Source organism: Qipengyuania vesicularis, assembly GCF_019711415.1.
Classification (GTDB): domain Bacteria; phylum Pseudomonadota; class Alphaproteobacteria; order Sphingomonadales; family Sphingomonadaceae; genus Qipengyuania; species Qipengyuania vesicularis.
In genome coordinates, this window is record NZ_JAIGNJ010000001.1 from 318023 (window position 1) to 335291 (window position 17269).

Below are 17269 nucleotides of genomic sequence, written 5' to 3' on the forward strand. Positions count from 1 at the left end.
TTGCAGGTGGCACGCTCGCTTGTAGGGAGCAAGCCATGACAGCGCGTGTCGCACAACTCTACATAAGCGCAGTGTTCCTCATCCTTGGGGGCTGGGCACTCTTCTTCCCGGGCCACGTCATCGACCTGGGCTTTACCGACGCCTATCGCGAAAACAGTTTTGAGACCCGGTTCATCATGGCGTGTTTCGGTGCCCAGGCAGTCCTGTTTGGCATCGTCTCTCTCGCCGTCCGGTGGAGCGCGCGCACCTTTCTGGTGTTCGCGGTGCTCCTGTTGCCGTTCTTCTGGTTCAACTACCATTTCCACTATGTCGTGCCCGTTCTGACGACCTATGGCATGATCGACTTCGCGGGGAATCTGACCATGTTCATCGCAAGCCTGATCGGCTGGAATGCAACCCGTCCGAGACCGCAATCATGAGCGAAAGTGGTTCGGTCGAAGTCGTCCCCGACAGCGAGCACCGCGGGATCGTTGCGCGCCTGCCGCAGCTACCGCGTGATCTCGCGCAACTCGCCCGGTTCGACCGGCCGATCGGCTGGTGGCTGTTGTTCTGGCCCTGCGTCTGGGGTGTGTGGCTGACGGGAGCAGGTTGGCAATGGGCGCTGCTTGGATGGCTTCTGCTGGGCAGCATCGCCATGCGCGGGGCAGGGTGCGTCTACAACGATATCGTTGATGCCAAGCTCGATCGGCAGGTGGCGCGCACGGCCAGCCGTCCGGTCGCGAGCGGGCGCGTTTCGAAGAAGCTGGCTTGGGGCTGGCTGCTGGCGTTGTGCCTCGTAGGGCTGGTGGTGCTGCTGCAACTGAGGACCGAGGCGCAGCTTGTCGCCTTGGCAAGCCTTGCGCTGGTTGCCGCCTATCCTTTCATGAAGCGCATCACATGGTGGCCGCAGGCTTGGCTCGGCATGGTTTTCACCTGGGGGCTGCTGGTCGGCTGGGCGCAGCTTCGCTTGGACAATCTGGATGCCCTTGCCGCCATGTACGCGGGCGCGGCGCTGTGGGTGATCGGCTACGATACGATCTACGCCATGCAGGACCGTGAGGACGATGCGCTCGTCGGCATTCGTTCCTCGGCGCTTCGGCTAGGCGGACGAGTAAAGGGCGGGGTGGCGCTGTTCTATGCCGGAGCGGTGTCGCTGTGGGCGCTCGCCTTCTCGCTATACCGCGCAGACTGGGTGGCACTGTTGGCGCTGCTGCCCGCGGCAGGCCACTTGTGGTGGCAAGTCGCAACGCTCGACGGTGAGGGCGCAGGCAATCCACTCGAACGTTTCCGCTCCAACCGCTGGACCGGTGGGTTGGTGGCAGCTGCTTGTTTTGTCGTGGGAAATGCCTGATGGTTATCCCGGTTGACACGGCTCGGCGGTGCGCCTTCACTGCGTAGCGAAGGGAGACTGGACATGGGCCTGATCCGAATTGATCTTCGCACAGATATCCGCCCGGACGAGATCGATCACGTCGACATTCACCTCATCGACGAGCGCGACGAGCGGGAGAACCGATTTCACCTGATCGACACGCTGGGGGGCGATCTCGTGCGCGGCGAACGCATCCATATCTTCGAAGGGCTTCGCAACGAAACTGTCTATGGAGTCCACCTCCGACTTTTCCTTCGGCAGGGTGAGCCGTCCTTTCGGCATGAATATCTGCGGATCAGCCTGGGCGAGCGCACCTGTACGGGGCGGCTGTGGTGGAGGCGCTGCACCGACCCGCGCGCCAATGCGAATTTCGTAATCGCTCGCTGACTGTCGCTCTCCGCCATGTGCAATCTCTACCGCATGACCAAGAACAAGGACGAAGTCGCCGCGTGGTTCGATGCGGTGAACGAGCTTAGCGGGGCGAATTTCGGTGAGGAAGTTTACCCGGGCTATCCCGGCGCGGTTGTAGCGGGTGGAAAGCTGAAGCAGATGAGCTGGGGCTTCCCGCTGGTGATGAAGGGCAAGAGTGGCCAGCCATTGAAGCCCAAGCCGGTCAACAATGCCCGCACCGACAAGCTCGACAGCTTCTTCTGGCGCTACAGCTTCGAGGAACGCCGCTGCCTGATCCCCGTCACCGCATGGGCAGAGGCGGAAGGGCCGAAGGGCGGAAAGACCCGCAGCTGGCTCTCGCGGCCCGATGCGGAGCTGTTCGCCGTTGCCGGCGTATGGCGCGACAGCGAGGAATGGGGCGCGTGCTATTCCATGGTCATGACCGATGCGGGAGGCCTCGCGAAGGAAGTGCACACGCGGATGCCCGTGCTGCTTGCAAAGGAAAGCTGGGATCAATGGACCGGCGGCACGCCGGAAGAGGCGTTTGCGCTCTGCCGGCCATGGGAGGGCGAGCTTGCGCTCGATCGGACGAAGGTTCCGTGGTCGGGCAAGGGGCAGGTGGGGCTGCTGTAGACGCCATGCGTATCGCCCTTTTCGAACCAGAAATCGCCGGGAACGTCGGCAATGTCATGCGCCTTGGCGCCTGCATGGGCGCGGGCGTGGATCTTATCGAGCCGCTCGGTTTCGAGTGGGACGATCGCCGCGTGCGCCGTGCGGCGATGGACTATATCGAATATGTCGACGTGGTTCGGCACGCGGATTTCGATGCCTTCTTGCAGACTAGGGCAGGGCGCAGGCTGGTGCTGTTCACCACCCGCGCGACGCAATCGTCCTACGAATTCGATTACCGGCACGACGACATCCTCCTCTTCGGAAAGGAAAGCGCGGGTGTGACCGACGCGGTGCGCGCTGCCGTCGATGCAAGTGTGCGCCTGCCGATGCGCGCAGGTGTGCGGTCGCTCAACCTCGCCACGAGTGCAGGGATCGCGCTCGGTGAAGCGCTCCGCCAGACGGGATCGCTCCCGGACTAGTCGACCAGCTTGCCGCCCTTGATCACGGCATCGACATCGGCAAGCTCGCCGACATCGGCCAGCGGATCGCCATCGACCGCAATGAGATCGCCCCATGAACCCGGCTTCACTACGCCGACCTGCCCTTCTTGGCCCAGCGCATCGGCAGCATTGACCGTCGCCGCGCGGATCGCCTCGATCGGGGTCATGCCGTATTCGACCATCACGCGGAATTGCCCGCCGACATCTTCATGCGGCATTACGCCCGCATCGCTGGCGAAGATCATCTTCACCCCGGCCTCATGCGCGCGGCGGAAATTGTCGCGCTGCGCCTGGCTCAAGGCGCGCTCCTTGGCGATGTTCTCTTCGAGCACGCCATTCGCCGCGCCCTGACTGAGCGTGTATTCGGTGTTGAAGATATCCATCGAGAAATAGGTGCCGCGCTGTTTGGCGAGCTTGATCGCCTCGTCATCGGCATAGCTTGCGTGCTCGATCGTATCGAAGCCGGCGCGGATCGCGGCCTTGATCCCTTCAGCCCCATGCGCGTGGGCAGCGGTCTTGAGACCCCAGAAATGCGCTTCGTCGACGATCGCTTCGAGCTCTTCGGGATGCAGTTGCTGGATGCCGGGCGCGGTGTTGCGGCTGAAGACGCCGCCCGTTGCACAGGCCTTGATGACTTCCGCGCCATATTTGCGCTGTTCGCGAACAGCTGCGCGCAAAGCCTCGGGACCGTCGGCTGCGGCCGGGCTGCGTGTTTCGAAGCTCGGCGGGAGGAAGGTTTCGTCGCAGTGCCCGCCGGTCGCACCGAGCGAGTGATTGGCGGTGACAATGCGCGGACCTTCGATCCAACCCTCTGCAATTGCCTGATCAACACCGATCACCCGATACTCGCTGTCACCAAGGTTGCGCACGGTGGTGAATCCCGCTTCCAGCATCGCACGGGCGTTCGACACGGCGATCGCGCTCCAGAACTGGTCGGTGAATTGCAGGCTCGAATAGCCGCCATATTCGGGCCGACCATCGAGATGGACATGCATGTCGATAAGCCCGGGAAGGAGCGTGTGTCCGGCAAGATCGATATGTTCGGCGCCCTCCGGAACCGCGCTTCCTGACGAGACGCTCGTTACCTTGCCGTCGACGATGACCACCACCGGCGCATCGATATAGCGCCCGCTTTCGACATCGAGCAGCCGATCGGCGGTGACCGCCACGGTTTCGGCAGATGCTGGAACGGCTGCAAAGACGGCGGCAGCAGCGGCAAGAGCGACAGGCTTCATGATAATCTCCCCCGGAATTGGGCCACACGGGGCCATCCGGGGGAAACTCATACACGAAGCGGCCTTTCGGGAAAGCCGGGTCGTGACGCTCGCGCCTTGTCTGCTGCTTGCGCTCGCAAGGGCCTGTCTTTGGGACGCACGAAGAGCGGTCGGCGCAGGATTATCTCATTCATAGCTGACCACCTCGAATTCGATCCCGTCCCAGTCGAAGAAGTAGAACCGTCGACCCGGCTCGTAGTCGCCGTGGCTGAAGGTCTTCAGGCCATGCCGAAGAACCACCTCTTCCGCCGCGTCCAGATCGTCGACCGTGAAGGCGATGTGGTTGAGCGGCAGGCCCTTGCTGAATTCGCCCGTCACATGGTCGCCCGTGTAGAGCGCGAGATAATCATGATCCGCGCCGACGTGGATGGTCTTGCCGCCGAGCATAGAGGGGCCGCGCCAGCGCTCTTCCCAGCCGAGCAGGTCGATAAGGAACCTCGCGCTGCGATCCGGGTCGGTGACCGAGAGATTGGCGTGTTCGAGGCGTCCCGGGGACTTTGGCTTTGACATGTTGCATCTCCTGTTGCGGCCGGCGCGAGACGCGTCGGCCAAGTGATGCACAGACATATGCAACCTCAAGCTAAGTTGAGGTCAAGTTTCAAATCCGCTATCTCTGTGATCGATGAAAGCAAACGACCTCCTGTCCATCGGCGATCTCGCCCGCCGCACCGGTCTTTCGGTCTCGGCGATCCGCTTCTACGAGGAGAAGGGGCTGGTCGAGGCGCACCGCACAGCAGGCAACCAGCGGCGCTTCCCGCGCAGTGACATCCGGCGGCTGAGTTTCGTTCTGATCGCGCAAAGGCTCGGCTTGACCCTGGCCGAGATCGAAGAGGCGCTGTCCGGCCTGCCGCAAGGCCGCACGCCAAATTCCGCCGACTGGAAACGCATCAGCGGCGAGGTGCGCACCCGGATCGACGCCCAGATCGCGGCGCTGGAGAAGGTGCGCAACAATCTCGACGGCTGCATCGGCTGCGGCTGCCTGAGCCTGAAGAAATGCGCGCTCTATAATGCGGACGATGAGGCAGGCGCGGACGGGGCAGGACCGCGGGTGTTGCGGTAAGAGATCGTATGGCTGCTTTCGACCCGGATTGCGTACGCGCGCCGTCTGACCAATGCTAACCAGAAGCGGACGCTGTCCGATCAAGCTCACCGAAAAAGCCGATCACCTTCAGTATCTTGCCCGCATCGCTCACTTCCGTGACATCGAAACCGGTCATGACTTCTTCGTCGTCGCTGTGGATGGACCAGTGGTAGCGACAGAAATTGTTTTGCATCTGCGGCTCGCAAGAAGGCCCGTACCGCAAACCGGGATGCTCTTGCTGGGTCTTGCGAACCATACTTAAGAACGCATCTCGCCCCATGATGTTATGTCTCGGATCCACGAAATGAACGTTGTGCTCCAGCGCCTCAGTGGCGAGCTTCTCCTGTTCGCTCGAATCAAGCGTATTCCAAACTGCGAACATGTGGTCGAGACTCGTGAGATAATCAGACAAGACGAACACTCCTCCAGAAACCGACTGGCGGTTTGTTTGCACTTGGCGCAGTTGTTTGTAAAGAGCAGCGGATGGTCAAACAGGAAGAACGTTCGGCTTCGACGCGTGCCAAATTACTGGAGGCGTTCCGCAGATTGCTGCTGTCGCGCGGCCTGCAAGCGACCACGACACAACTCGTTCTTGAGGACACCGGGCTGAGCAAAGGCGCGCTGTATCATCATTTCCGAAGCAAGGATGAGATCATCGAAGCGCTGTACGCGCAAGAGTCCGAGGCAACACTCGAACGGGCCTTCGGGCCTCGCAACGTCACTGGCCCGCCATTGGAACGAGTGAAGGGCGGATGTATCGCTTGGTTGGATGAGGTGAAGGACACCGATGTTGCGGCGATCCTATTTCGGATTGGGCCGTCCGCGCTTGGCCAAGAACGGGCGAGCGCCATCGAAGATCAACAGGGCATCGCCCGAATACGCGCCTTACTTGAGGAAGCGGCTGAAGACGGAATTGCGCTCGGTAACGTCGAACTGCTCGCATCGTTCATCAACTCGCTAGTTGCTCAGGCGGTTCTTCATCGTCTGAAGTCGGGAAATGAAGTCGGTGACGACCTCGAGAGGGCAATCGATGCAATGATCGATCGCTTCGCTGGGGTCACTAGGTAGGCTGAGCGGTAGACCGACGAAACAACGCGTATCGACGGGCGATGGTATGCCCGCTTATCTGTCCAGGTTTTCTAAAGTGGTCGTTCTGCTTCCCACCCCAATAGCCGACAGTGCGGCGATCTACCGAATTTCTATTGCTCCGGCCCCAATGCGGGATCCAGGTCCCGCGGCCTTGCAAAGTGCACCAGCCTGCCGCAGCCTTCCTTTAGGTCGGCCCAGTCCTCGATGTCCAGCTCGAACACGGCGAAGGCGGCGGTGGGGAATTTGACTTTCGCCTCGTCGAACAAGTCGTTCTCGTTTTTTGGGGCGACGAGTTCGAACACCATGTCGCCGAGGCCGGGATTATGGCCTGCGAGCAGCAGCGCATCGACGTCGCCGCCTTCTTCGGCGATGACATCGAAGATCGTCTCGGTGCTGGCAAGGTAGAGGCGTTGGTCCCACTGCGGGTCGATGCCGAGTTCGGCTTCCTCGAGCGTAACCTTGACCCGTTCGGCCGGGCTGGCAACGAGCTTGTCCCACTTTACCCCGTGATCGCGGATGTGCCGGCCGATCAGTGCCGCGCCCTTGCAGCCGCGCTTGTTGAGGCCCCGGTCGAAATCGCGCTTGTCGCTCTGTCCCCAATCGGACTTTGCATGGCGCAGGAGACCAAGGATTTTCACGGGGCATCATTCTCCGGGTGAGTGCGGAGCCTCCAGCATAGCGAGGCCCCGTACCCTTACAACTCCCGTTGAACCCGTGTCGCGAAATTCTCGCGCGGCTGCCTCAGGGCGCGCTGGCGGAACCGGCCGGAACAGGCTCCCCGCGCTGCCAGATCGGCTTGGCGACGGCGCGGAAACGTTCCTTGTACTGCGGGTGCTCCGTACCCATCCAGCGGTCCCACCAGGTGAAGTAGAAACCGAAATTGTGGTTGCCGCCCGAATGGTGGAGATCGTGGTGCGTCGTGGTGCTGATCCAGTCGAGCCACTTGGTGTCGACCCAACCCGCCGGATGGATCTCCACCCCCGCATGCTGCATCACGTTGCGGCTGATCTGCACCCAGATGAAGATCAGGATCGCAAGTCCGGTATAGGCAAAGCCCATGAGGCTGGTCGCGAGCAGGAACAGCGGGACATAGGCCGCCTCGATGATCGCCTCCCAGATGGAGAAGCTGTAGGCGGTGAAGGGCGTCGGCACGCGCGACTTGTGATGATGCAGGTGCGTCGCGCGGAACAGCCGCTTGGAATGCATCGCGCGGTGCGACCAGTAGAAATAGGTGTCGTGCACCAGGATCATGATCGCCGCCTGGAAGATGGCGAGCCAGAGCGGGAATTCGTTGAGCTCGAAGCGGATGATCCCGGCCTCGCGCAGGCCGAGTGTGGCGAGCGTCGTGATCCCGAAGAAGAACACCGTCCTGAAGGAGGAGAATATCTCGCGGGCGTAATCCTTGCGCTGGGCACGCCGTTCTTGGATGCGGCGATTCTCCGCCCAGGCGCGGAAAATGACGAGCACGCCGAACATCGTGCCCGCCGCGATGGCATAGCGCGAGAAGTCGAAATACATCACGTTCAGAATATGATCGGACACGACCGTGAAAAGCGATGTCAGTGTATCCTGCGTCATTCGTTCGGGCTCCTGTTTCCCGGTGTTGCAGGTCGGTAATGGCATGCGCCTCGCCGGATGGCTCCGCAAGTCCGAAGAATGCCGGTCGATTTCAAAAACGTTCGGCGTTTTTCAGTTTTGATCGATGGCCGAGCGGCGGAAATCCGTAGGAGTTGTGCCGGATTCCACGCGAAATGCGCGGTTGAAGGTCGGCAGTGAATTATAGCCAAGATCCATCGCGATCGTCAGCACGGGCAGGTCCACCCGCGCCGGATCGGCCAGCACCTCGCGCGCTTCGGCGATACGATGGCGGTTGAGGAAGGCCGAGAAATTGCGATAGCCGAGCCGCTGGTTGATCAATGCGCGCAGCCGGTGCTCGGGCGTGTCGAGATGGTCGGCAAGTCCCGTAATGGTAAGGCCGGGGGTGCGATAGAAGCCGTCCGCCATGGCTTGCTCGAGCTTGTCTTTCAGGACCTTCTCGCTGGGCGAAAGCGACTCACCAGAATGTTCTGGCGCGCCATCGTCGACTGTCTCGACCAGCAACACCGAATCGGTCTCGAGCAGGGCGTGGCCGGCGAACAGCGTCAGCGCAAAAATCAGCACCGCGTTGACCAGTTGCACGGCGGGGTGGGCGATCGCCTGTCCCATGACCAATTCGTAGGTCAGGATGCCTCCCGCCTGCGCGGCGACCAGCAGAGGCAACCAGAGACGGATCAGGCGGCGCTTTTCGATCAGGTCGTCTGCCCGGTCCGACAGTGCGACCCGGACGAGGTCGACGATCAGGACCAGCGAGAGAATGTGGATCAGATAGAAGCCGAAGGGATGACCGATCCAGCTGCCCACTGCGCTTTCCGTGGGGATGAAATTGCCAGAGAACCAGCTGAAGACGAGCAGCGCGGCGCTCCCGCCGATGACCCATGGTGGCGGGGTGCGCTCGAACAGATTGCGCGCGAACACCCAGATCCAGAACGGGGTGAAGACCGAAAAGAGGTCGAGAAGCCGTTTCAGCCCCCGCTGCCCATCGGCGATCAGCTCGGAAGAATTGAACAGGTAAGCGACCGCGCCAAGCAACAGGCCGGAAAGGCTGAGCTTGATTGCCGGCCTAGCGCGCCCTGCGACCAGCAATAGCAAAAGGAGCATGGCTGCGCCGGCGGTCGCGATACGCAGGGTCGTGTCGAGCTGCTCGATCATATGTCGCTGTCTGCCGCTTCCTCGTGCGTTGCGCCAGCCCCGGTTTCGCCTGCGCCAATCCCCCGCTCGACCCGTCTCAGCGCTTCGTCGAGCGTTACGCGGTGGACGGGCGTGCCTTCGGGGAAGGCGGAGAGCAGGCGGCTGGGGAAGGCGGGCGAGAGGACGACGAAATGGCCTGCGTCGTCCTTGCTGCGGATCAGGCGGCCGAATGCCTGTGCCAGCCGCGCGCGGATGATGCGGTCGTCATAGCGTTGGGCACCGCCCGGTTCTTCGGCAGCAGCGGCGCGGCGGGCGCGGTGGAGGATGGTCGGGCGCGGCCAGGGCACGCTTTCCATGACGACACAACGCAACGAGCGACCCGGCACGTCCACCCCGTCGCGCAGCGCGTCGGTGCCGAGCAAGCTGGCGCGCGCATCGTCGCGGAAGATATCGGTTAGCGTGCCGGTGTCGATCGGGTCGACGTGCTGCGCGAAGAGCGGCAGGCCCGCCCGCGCGAGCCGGTCGGCGATCCGGCCATAGACTGCGCGCATGCGGCGGATGGCAGTGAAAAGGCCGAGCACGCCGCCATCGCTCGCCTCGATCAGCCGCGCATAGGCCCCCGCGAGCGCCGGGATATCGCCGCGCTTGATATCGGTGACGATCAGCACCTCGGCGCGGCCCGCATAATCGAAGGGGCTGTCGGCCTGCGTGGTCTTCGGCAGCAGTTCGAGATGCGGCGTGCCGCTCTTCGCAATGGCGTGGTCCCAGTCGGCTCCGCCCTCGTCGCGGTCGGTCAATGTCGCGCTGGTCAGCATGACGCCATGCGCCGGCTCAAGCACGACCTTGGCAAAGGGCTTCATCGGGTCGAGCCAATGGCGGTAGAGCCCGACATCGAATTCGCGCGCATCGTTGCGGTCGACCGCAAGCCAGTCGACGAATTCCGGGTCGGCCGGTCCGCCGAGGCGCGAGAGCAGCGCTTCCCATGCCGCGATCAGGTCGATCCGCCAGGCGAGCGAGTGGCGCGCACCTTCGATCCGCGCGCGGCCCTGTCCGTCGAGCCAGTCGGGCGCGTCCTCGATGACTGCCTCCAGCCGGCCTGCGAGCTTCAGCAGTGGCGTGCGGATCTGGGCGAGCGCCTGTGCCGCAGTCCCCGCCGCCTCGACCAGTTCGCCGGGAAGCTGGGAGGTCTCGGTCTCGATGCCGTAGCCCGCTTCCTGCCCGTTCTCGTCGCGCGCATAGGTGACAGCGCGGACCTGCGCGAGCAGCGCTTCGAGCGGTCCCGATGGCGCGCCCTCCGCCAGCCGTCCCAGCCAGCCATCGGAGGGAAGGGCATCGGCCGCTTCGATGGCCGCCTCGACCGCATCGCCGCCAGCCTCGTCATAGCTCGCCACATCCGCCAACCGCGCTGCCAGCCCGCGCCGCCTTCCGCGCGAATTGCGCTCAGGCCCGATGATCCAGCGGCGGAGTTCGATCGCTTCCTGCCCGGTCAGCGCCGCGGAAAACGTGCTGTCGGCCGCGTCGAAGACATGGTGGCCCTCGTCGAACACGATGCGGGTCGGGCGGCTGGCGAGATCGCGCCCGCGCGCGGCGTTGACCATCACCAGTGCATGGTTGGCGATGACGAGGTCGGCCTGCGCGGCATTGCGCGCGCTGCGCTCGATGAAACACTTCCGGTAATGCGGACAGCCTGCATAGACGCACTCGCCGCGCTGGTCGGTCAGCGCTGCGATCCCCCGCTTGCGAAAGAGCGTGCCGAGCCAGCCGGGCAGATCGCCGCCGATCATGTCCCCATCCTGCGTATAGGCAGCCCAACGCGCGACGAGATGCGCGAGGATCGCCGGACGACCCGCGAACCCGCCTTGCAGCGCATCTTCGAGGTTGAGCAGGCAGAGATAGTTCTCGCGCCCCTTGCGCACCACCACGGGCGGCGACCCGTCGGGCCGCTTCTCGGGCCATGCGCGCCTGCTTTCGCCGCGCAGCTGGCGCTGGAGGTTCTTGGTATAGGTGGAAACCCAGACCGTGCCGCCCGATTGTTCGGCCCAGAGCGAGGCAGGCGCGAGATAGCCCAGCGTCTTGCCGATCCCCGTGCCCGCCTGCGCAAGCAACACATGCGGCCGTTTCTGCCGGTCGCGCGGGCCGAAGACATGGCCAGCGCCGCGCGCGAACATCCGCTGCCCCTCGCGCCGCTCCGCCCCTTCGCCGGTCAGGCTTTCGAGATGGGCCTCGATCTCGGGCTCGTCGATCAGTACCTGCGCAGGTTGCGGGCGCTCGGGCGTATCTTCCCATTCCGGCAGGCGAGTGAATAGCCATTTCTCGGCCTTCTCGGGCTTCCTTACATGGGGGCTGAGGACATTGGCCCAGGGCCACCGCAGCCGCGCGAGCGATTGCAGACTCGACCACGCGCCCTCGCGCTCCGCCCAGTCCTCGCTCTCGCAAGTCGCCACCAGAGCACCCGCCGCCTTTTGCAACAGGAGAGGAACCTCCGCATCGTCCTCCGGCTCGGCCAGATCGAGCGCATCGGCAAGCCCCTTGGGCGTTGGCACGCAGAACTTGGCGGGATGGACAAAGGCGAACAGTTCCAGCAGGTCGAGCCCCGACAAGTCCGGATAGCCCAGCCTGCTCGCCACAAGCGGCGCGTTCATCATCAGCAGCGGCGTATCCGCCGCCGCCATCACCGCCTCGCCCTTCGAACACCCCCGCGTCGACCCATTGGCATCGCGCAGCCATGTGCCAGCGTGGCTTGCGTGCAGGGAGGGAAGAGGGAGAGGCTGGCTCACCCCGCAGCGTTAGAACACAAACGGAACGCGGGGCAAGCGACGAGGGTCGGTTTTCCTCGCGGCTATTTCGGCTTTCGAGAACAAGTTCGTCAGCCTAATTTGTCCGACTTTGGGTGGAAAGCTGCCACTTGCGATACTAGGCTAGGATTATGTCGCTCGGTTCGTTCGCTCATAAAATGGCTCGCTTCAACCGAGGCTATGGTCGAATTTTCATACCGATTTGGCTCGCATTCGTTGGGTTCTTCACGATTGCTGCTGTCGCTGACTCAATCTTGGAGTTTGGATGGGGTTACGACTGGAGCGATGTAAAAATCGGCCTGATAATGTTCGGCTGTGGGATCGCTTTTTGGTTCGTCTGGCAAGGCGGGCTCAGACTGAGCGAGTGGTTCAACGAGACCATGTTTGGACCTGACCCGACAAAGAACGACGATTGAGTTCGAGGTAAGGTCGCTAGCCGCCCTTCTGTTTCTGGCACATCGCTAGCTCGGTGAAAGCGACTTCAGAGGGGTGGAAAGCGGACGCCGCCAAAACTAGGTTTGCTGCATGATTCCGCCCCATCGTAACGAAGAAGCGCTGAGGAGCTGGCGCTGGATAGCCCAAGTCTACGTTTGGCTGAGCGTAGCGATATGTATCCTTGCGGCGTTTTCGCTAGGACTCTTCTCGCAAGCCGAGAATGCGAAACTAGTGGGAGCGGGTCTCTTGGTTTTTGCCGGTATTGGAGCCGCCTTCGCCCGAGCACTTCCTAATATCCAGAACGCCCGCTGGTGGCATTGGGCGTTGGGAGCTCTGCTGATTTCTCCTGCTGTGCTCTTGGTTTTTTAGTCCGCAATCGGGTCGTTAGCTGAACAGCTGCTTTCGGGTGCCGTCCCATCCCAACCTCCTGACACGCCCCTGTCCTACTTCGGCTGCGCACAGTATCTGCTGCCGTATGGCAATCCCCGCTTCCCTGTTCATGCCCGCTCTCCATCGGAGGAAAGGTGACACATTTCGCACCAAGGGTGACACTATTGCCGCTACAGCGACAGGTGACGGCTTTTCCGCCGAGACCGTGTTCCATGTGTTCCATCCTGTCGGGCTTGCCTGCGCGCGCTCCAACACTTCGCACTTGCAACACGCCCGGCAAGCGGCAAGAGGGTTCGCATGAGCATGACCGACCTGATCGAAGCCGCACGAGTGTCCAAGGCCTGGCCCTTCCAGGAGGCGCAGCGGCTGCTCAAGCGCTACCCCGATGGGGTGAAGACCGCCAAAGACGGAAGCACCTCGCCGGTCCTGTTCGAAACGGGCTACGGCCCCAGCGGCCTGCCGCATATCGGCACCTTCCAGGAAGTACTGCGCACCACGCTCGTGCGCCGCGCGTTCGAGGCGATGATCGGGGCGAAGCCGGAGGACGGCAAGACGCGCCTCGTCGCCTTCTCCGACGACATGGATGGTCTGCGCAAGGTGCCCGACAACGTGCCCAACCAGGCGCTGCTCGAGGCGAATTTACACCTCCCGCTCAGCCGTGTGCCCGACCCGTTCGAGAAGGGCCACGAGAGCTTCGCCGCGCACAACAACGCCATGCTGCGCGCCTTCCTCGACCGCTTCGGTTTCCAGTACGAGTTCATCGCGGCAAGCGACATGTACAATTCGGGCCGTTTCGACGACGCGCTGCGCCAGGTCCTGCGCAAGAACCAGGCGATCCTCGACATCATGCTGCCCACGCTGCGCGAGGAGCGGCGCAAGACCTACTCGCCGGTCCTGCCGGTCAGCCCGCAGACGGGCCGCGTCCTGCAGGTGCCGGTAGAGGTGGTGGATGCCGAAGCCGGCACGATCCGCTTCACCGACGAGGACGGCACGGTGATCGAGCAGTCGGCGCTGGGCGGAATGTCCAAGCTGCAGTGGAAGGTCGACTGGGCGATGCGCTGGTATGCGCTGGGCGTCGATTACGAGATGTATGGCAAGGATCTGACCGACAGCGGCGTGCAGTCGGGCCGGATCGTCAAGGCACTCGGCGGACGCAAGCCTGAAGGCCTGATCTACGAGATGTTCCTCGACGAGAAGGGCGAGAAGATTTCCAAGTCGAAGGGCAATGGCCTCTCGATCGAGGAATGGCTGCAATATGGCAGCGAAGAGAGCCTCGGCTTCTACATCTTCCCCAATCCCAAGAGCGCCAAGCAGCTTCACGTGGGTGTGATCCCGCGCGCGGTCGACGATTACTGGCAGTTCCGCGAGCGGCTGGCTGAGCAGGAGCTCGACAAGCAGCTTGGCAACCCAGTGTGGCATCTTGCGCGCGCCAATGGCGGTTTTGAGGGCAGCGAGGCTCCGGGTGCGGGCGACAGCCTGCCGGTGACTTATGGTCTGCTGCTGAACCTCGCCAGCGTGCTGGGAGCTGAAGCGAGCGAGGAGAGCCTGCGCGATTACCTCGCCAGCTATATCGGCGCGGACAGGATCGGGCCGGAGCTGGACGTTCTGATCGGTACGGCGGTTGCCTACACGCGCGACTATATCGTGCCGACTCTGTCCAAGCGTGCGCCTGCGGCGAACGAGGCCGAGGCATTGAAAGCTCTCGATGCCTATCTCGCCACTGCCGATGCGGAGACCACCGCCGAGGACTTGCAGACCGAAGTCTACGAGATCGGCAAGCGCGAGGAGTATGGTTTCGAATCACTGCGAGACTGGTTCAAGGCGCTCTACCAGACGCTGCTTGGGAGCGATCAGGGCCCCCGAATGGGCAGCTTTATTGCGCTTTACGGAATTGAAAATAGCCGCAAGCTGATCGCCGAAGCTTTAGCGCGTGCGTGATCGTTAACAAAGTTTACAATCCAATCAGCCTCTTGGCCGAATAATGGCCGAAAAACGGCAGAATACCGCGCTTTTCTTCTTGCAATCCAAAGATCTGGAGGCACTCTCGCAACTGGATCGTTAGGGTAGCAAAAGGGAGTCGTTGGCATGGGTCGCGCCAATGGTGGTGGCGGTGGATCGCGTCCGCCGTCCGGGGATAGCCGGACATTCATGAAATTCGCCGCACGCAATGCGCGGCAAGCCGGGAGGCTGGCAGATCTGAAGATCGGCTCGGCAGAGCTCTTCCTGCAGACGACCGAGCAGACGCGTATGGCGCTGTGCATTTCGGACCCGAACCAGCCCGACTGCCCGATCGTCTATTGCAACCAGGCCTTCGTCAACCTCACCGGCTATCCTCGGGACGAGATCATTGGCCGCAACTGCCGTTTTCTTCAGGGTCGGGGCACACGGCCTGATGCGGTGGCGAAGCTGCGCAGGGCCATTGAAACCGAAGAATATACGGTCGTGGACATCCTCAATTACCGCAGGGATGGAAGCGCCTTCTGGAACGCGGTGCACGTCGGGCCGATCTATCATGAAGACGGCACTTTGGCGTATTGTTTCGGTTCGCAATGGGACATCACCGAACTGCTTGCCGCTCGGGAAACCATCGTCGAGAACGAACGCGTGGCGGCGGAACTGCGTCACCGGACGGACAATCTTTTCGCCGTGCTGACGGCCATCGTCCGCCTGTCGGCCAAGGGCTCGACGGATGTCGACCAGATGTCACAGAAGATCGAACGGCGCATCGAGGCGCTGGCCGGCGCGCACAGGGCCAGCCTTTCGGGCGAGGGGATCGAGAAGGACCGGACCAACCTGCGCAATCTGGTCGAGGCGGTTCTGCAACCTTATCGCAACGCGCATCTCGATCGGATCGAGATCGAGGGCGGCATCATCGACCTTTCGCGCAGGAATGTGACCCCGGTGGGCCTGACGCTTCACGAGCTGGCAACGAATGCGCTCAAATACGGGGCATTGTCGACCGAAGATGGGAAGGTCCATGTCGATTGGGTCGTCGAGGACGAACGTGTCGAGATCCATTGGGTCGAGCGACTGGGCGCGGGTGCGCGGCCGCTCGAGGCGAGGTCAGAACCGCAGGGATCGGGATCGGGCACGAGGCTGATCGACGGCATGATCCGCGGCATTCGCGGGTCCATCTCGACCGACTACAGGCCCGATGGCTTCCGGGCCACGATCCGCGTGCCACTGAGCAGCAAGGTGATGCGCTAACCGGTCAGCTGTGCTTGCGCGTGCGATACCATTTGGTGAGCACGTATTTGGAGCCCTCGATGACCGGGGTTCCAGCATGCATCGTGTCTTCGTTCGGCGTGCCGTCAGGCATGGCGTTGTTCCAGATCAGCAGCACGCCGGGCTTGGGTTCGATCGAGGCACCGACATGGGTGAAGTGCGTGTGCCCGCCCTCGGGGACTTTGTTGAGAAATGCCATGGCGGTCCAGCACCGCTGACCGCCCCGCTTGCGCTCGAGCTTCCAGTATTCCTGGTCGGTATAGAACCAGTCGTTATGCGGCTTGAATTCCTGGCCTGGCAGGTAGCGCTGGCCCTGGATCGGTTCGCCGGTGATGGGACTGAGGCCAAGCAGGTCGTCGATCCGCCGCGACACGCCTTTCACGAAGGGATCGTGCGGGTTGAAGTTGCCCGAATAGGAGGTGCGGAACTTCGCAACGTAAGCCGTCTCGTGCAACTCGCTCGGCCGGGCAACGACATCGATCATGGTGATGAAACGACGGCATTCCTCGGGGGTGAGGAAGTTGGGCACGGCAAAAATCTCGGCCTTGTCGGTCGGGACCTTGTAGATGTCTGGATCGGCCTCGAGCCGCTTGCGCACCTGGGCTCCGAGGCGCTTGAGGGCATCCTGATCGGGAATCGCGGCGGTCTTCGTCATGCGTGAATTTTTAGCAAGCCGGCAGCGCGCCGCAAGCCAACATCTTGTGCGCAAAGCCAATCACGCTAGTCTGCCGGAGAAAAGAGGGACGGGAGCCTGCAACCATGACCGATACTGCCAATGCACGCCGCTATTCGATCGGTGCGATGATCTTTCACTGGGTGATCGCTATCGCGGTCATCGTGAACTGGCGGATCGCCGAAGCCGGCGAGCATGCCGCGGCGGTGGAAGACAAGATTGCCATCTTCGCCAACCACAAGGCACTGGGCTTTCTCATCCTGTTGTTGACGCTTGGTCGCCTTGCCTGGCGCTGGACCCACCCGGTGCCCGCGCTGCCATCCGACCTTGTCAAGTGGGAGGCGACTTTGGCGCGAACCGTGCATATCATCTTCTACGTCCTGCTGATCGGGCTGCCGCTTGGCGGCTGGTTCGCAAATTCGCTTGCCGGGCGCGAGATCGATATGTTCGGTTTCTTCACAATCCCTCCGCTTCCGGTGGGTGAGAATGCAGAGGCAGCCAAGGCGATCTTCGGCTTCCATGCCACCGGCGGATCGATCTTCATTTACCTGATCGCGCTCCACATCCTTGGCGCGCTCAAGCACACTTTCTTCGACAAGAAAGGCGGCATCTTCCGCATGCTGCCCTTCGGCAAGGTTCCAGGCTGACGACAACGAAAAACCCCCGCCGATCTCTCGGCGGGGGTTTCCCGAGCGCTCCTCCGGTCCACTCTCACTCCGGAGAAGCG

The 17269-nt window shown here is 62.5% G+C and carries 19 protein-coding genes; 10 read left to right on the forward strand and 9 right to left on the reverse strand.

The genetic code is table 11. The features are described 5' to 3' along the window. The first annotated feature begins 35 nt into the window (after window positions 1–35). Together K3146_RS01635 and ubiA are read left to right on the forward strand one after the other, a co-directional pair. Window positions 36–419 carry a hypothetical protein gene (locus K3146_RS01635; protein ID WP_221544466.1) on the forward strand — a complete coding sequence of 128 codons (384 nt, stop codon included), beginning with the start codon at window positions 36–38 and terminating at the stop codon, window positions 417–419. Beyond that, window positions 416–1330, forward strand: a complete 915-nt coding sequence (gene ubiA / locus K3146_RS01640; protein ID WP_221544467.1) for a 4-hydroxybenzoate octaprenyltransferase — start codon at window positions 416–418, stop codon at window positions 1328–1330. Before K3146_RS01635 ends, ubiA begins: the two co-directional genes overlap by 4 nt. 36 nt (window positions 1331–1366) lie before the next feature. Here ubiA and K3146_RS01645 read toward each other — a convergent pair whose 3' ends face one another. Beyond that, window positions 1367–1591 (reverse strand): hypothetical protein, encoded by a 225-nt coding sequence (locus K3146_RS01645; RefSeq protein WP_221544468.1) that lies wholly within the window; start codon window positions 1589–1591, stop codon window positions 1367–1369. A gap of 162 nt (window positions 1592–1753) precedes the next feature. Here K3146_RS01645 and K3146_RS01650 point away from each other — a divergent pair, with 162 nt between their 5' ends. Together K3146_RS01650 and K3146_RS01655 are read left to right on the forward strand one after the other, a co-directional pair. Next, window positions 1754–2374, forward strand: a complete 621-nt coding sequence (locus K3146_RS01650; protein ID WP_221544469.1) for an SOS response-associated peptidase — start codon at window positions 1754–1756, stop codon at window positions 2372–2374. Between the two features lie 5 nt (window positions 2375–2379). After that, entirely contained in the window at window positions 2380–2832 is a 453-nt protein-coding gene (locus K3146_RS01655; RefSeq protein ID WP_221544470.1) for a tRNA (cytidine(34)-2'-O)-methyltransferase, read from the forward strand. Here the strand turns inward: K3146_RS01655 and K3146_RS01660 are convergent. After that, window positions 2829–4088 (reverse strand): Xaa-Pro dipeptidase, encoded by a 1260-nt coding sequence (locus K3146_RS01660; protein WP_221544471.1) that lies wholly within the window; start codon window positions 4086–4088, stop codon window positions 2829–2831. The two genes, K3146_RS01655 and K3146_RS01660, sit on opposite strands and share 4 nt — an antisense overlap. Window positions 4089–4253: 165 nt before the next feature. Further along, complete coding sequence (locus K3146_RS01665; protein ID WP_221544472.1) at window positions 4254–4637, reverse strand: VOC family protein; 384 nt, start codon at window positions 4635–4637, stop codon at window positions 4254–4256. A gap of 112 nt (window positions 4638–4749) precedes the next feature. Here K3146_RS01665 and soxR point away from each other — a divergent pair, with 112 nt between their 5' ends. After that, window positions 4750–5187, forward strand: coding sequence for a redox-sensitive transcriptional activator SoxR (gene soxR / locus K3146_RS01670; protein ID WP_221544473.1), 438 nt, complete (start codon window positions 4750–4752; stop codon window positions 5185–5187). Between the two features lie 55 nt (window positions 5188–5242). On the opposite strand, the gene K3146_RS01675 is transcribed toward soxR, so the two are convergent. Continuing rightward, a complete protein-coding gene (locus K3146_RS01675; RefSeq protein ID WP_221544474.1) occupies window positions 5243–5620 on the reverse strand; it encodes a hypothetical protein in 378 nt (125 codons plus the stop codon). A gap of 71 nt (window positions 5621–5691) precedes the next feature. Here K3146_RS01675 and K3146_RS01680 point away from each other — a divergent pair, with 71 nt between their 5' ends. Further along, window positions 5692–6276: a TetR/AcrR family transcriptional regulator gene (locus K3146_RS01680; protein ID WP_221544475.1), complete on the forward strand. Its 585-nt coding sequence runs from the start codon at window positions 5692–5694 to the stop codon at window positions 6274–6276. A 131-nt stretch (window positions 6277–6407) separates the two neighbouring features. Here the strand turns inward: K3146_RS01680 and K3146_RS01685 are convergent, their stop codons facing one another. The 4 genes from K3146_RS01685 to K3146_RS01700 all read right to left on the reverse strand — a co-directional run bounded on the left by K3146_RS01685 (window position 6408) and on the right by K3146_RS01700 (window position 11801). After that, window positions 6408–6935 carry a SixA phosphatase family protein gene (locus K3146_RS01685; RefSeq protein ID WP_221544476.1) on the reverse strand — a complete coding sequence of 176 codons (528 nt, stop codon included), beginning with the start codon at window positions 6933–6935 and terminating at the stop codon, window positions 6408–6410. A gap of 103 nt (window positions 6936–7038) precedes the next feature. Next, a complete protein-coding gene (locus tag K3146_RS01690) occupies window positions 7039–7875 on the reverse strand; it encodes a sterol desaturase family protein (RefSeq protein ID WP_221544477.1) in 837 nt (278 codons plus the stop codon). A 111-nt stretch (window positions 7876–7986) separates the two neighbouring features. After that, window positions 7987–9045 (reverse strand): AraC family transcriptional regulator, encoded by a 1059-nt coding sequence (locus tag K3146_RS01695; protein WP_221544478.1) that lies wholly within the window; start codon window positions 9043–9045, stop codon window positions 7987–7989. Further along, on the reverse strand, window positions 9042–11801 hold the full coding sequence (locus K3146_RS01700) for an ATP-dependent DNA helicase (RefSeq protein ID WP_221544479.1): 2760 nt from the start codon (window positions 11799–11801) through the stop codon (window positions 9042–9044). Before K3146_RS01700 ends, K3146_RS01695 begins: the two co-directional genes overlap by 4 nt. A 149-nt stretch (window positions 11802–11950) precedes the next feature. Between K3146_RS01700 and K3146_RS01705 the strand changes: the two genes are divergently transcribed. From K3146_RS01705 to K3146_RS01715, 3 genes are all read left to right on the forward strand, one after another. After that, window positions 11951–12235: a hypothetical protein gene (locus tag K3146_RS01705; RefSeq protein WP_221544480.1), complete on the forward strand. Its 285-nt coding sequence runs from the start codon at window positions 11951–11953 to the stop codon at window positions 12233–12235. 706 nt (window positions 12236–12941) lie between these two features. Next, complete coding sequence (locus tag K3146_RS01710) at window positions 12942–14582, forward strand: lysine--tRNA ligase (protein ID WP_221544481.1); 1641 nt, start codon at window positions 12942–12944, stop codon at window positions 14580–14582. A 147-nt stretch (window positions 14583–14729) separates the two neighbouring features. Next, window positions 14730–15851 (forward strand): PAS domain-containing protein, encoded by a 1122-nt coding sequence (locus K3146_RS01715; RefSeq protein ID WP_221544482.1) that lies wholly within the window; start codon window positions 14730–14732, stop codon window positions 15849–15851. A gap of 4 nt (window positions 15852–15855) precedes the next feature. On the opposite strand, the gene K3146_RS01720 is transcribed toward K3146_RS01715, so the two are convergent. Continuing rightward, entirely contained in the window at window positions 15856–16524 is a 669-nt protein-coding gene (locus K3146_RS01720) for a prolyl hydroxylase family protein (RefSeq protein ID WP_221544483.1), read from the reverse strand. A gap of 104 nt (window positions 16525–16628) precedes the next feature. Here K3146_RS01720 and K3146_RS01725 point away from each other — a divergent pair, with 104 nt between their 5' ends. After that, entirely contained in the window at window positions 16629–17189 is a 561-nt protein-coding gene (locus tag K3146_RS01725; protein ID WP_221544484.1) for a cytochrome b, read from the forward strand. Window positions 17190–17269: the final 80 nt, after the last annotated feature.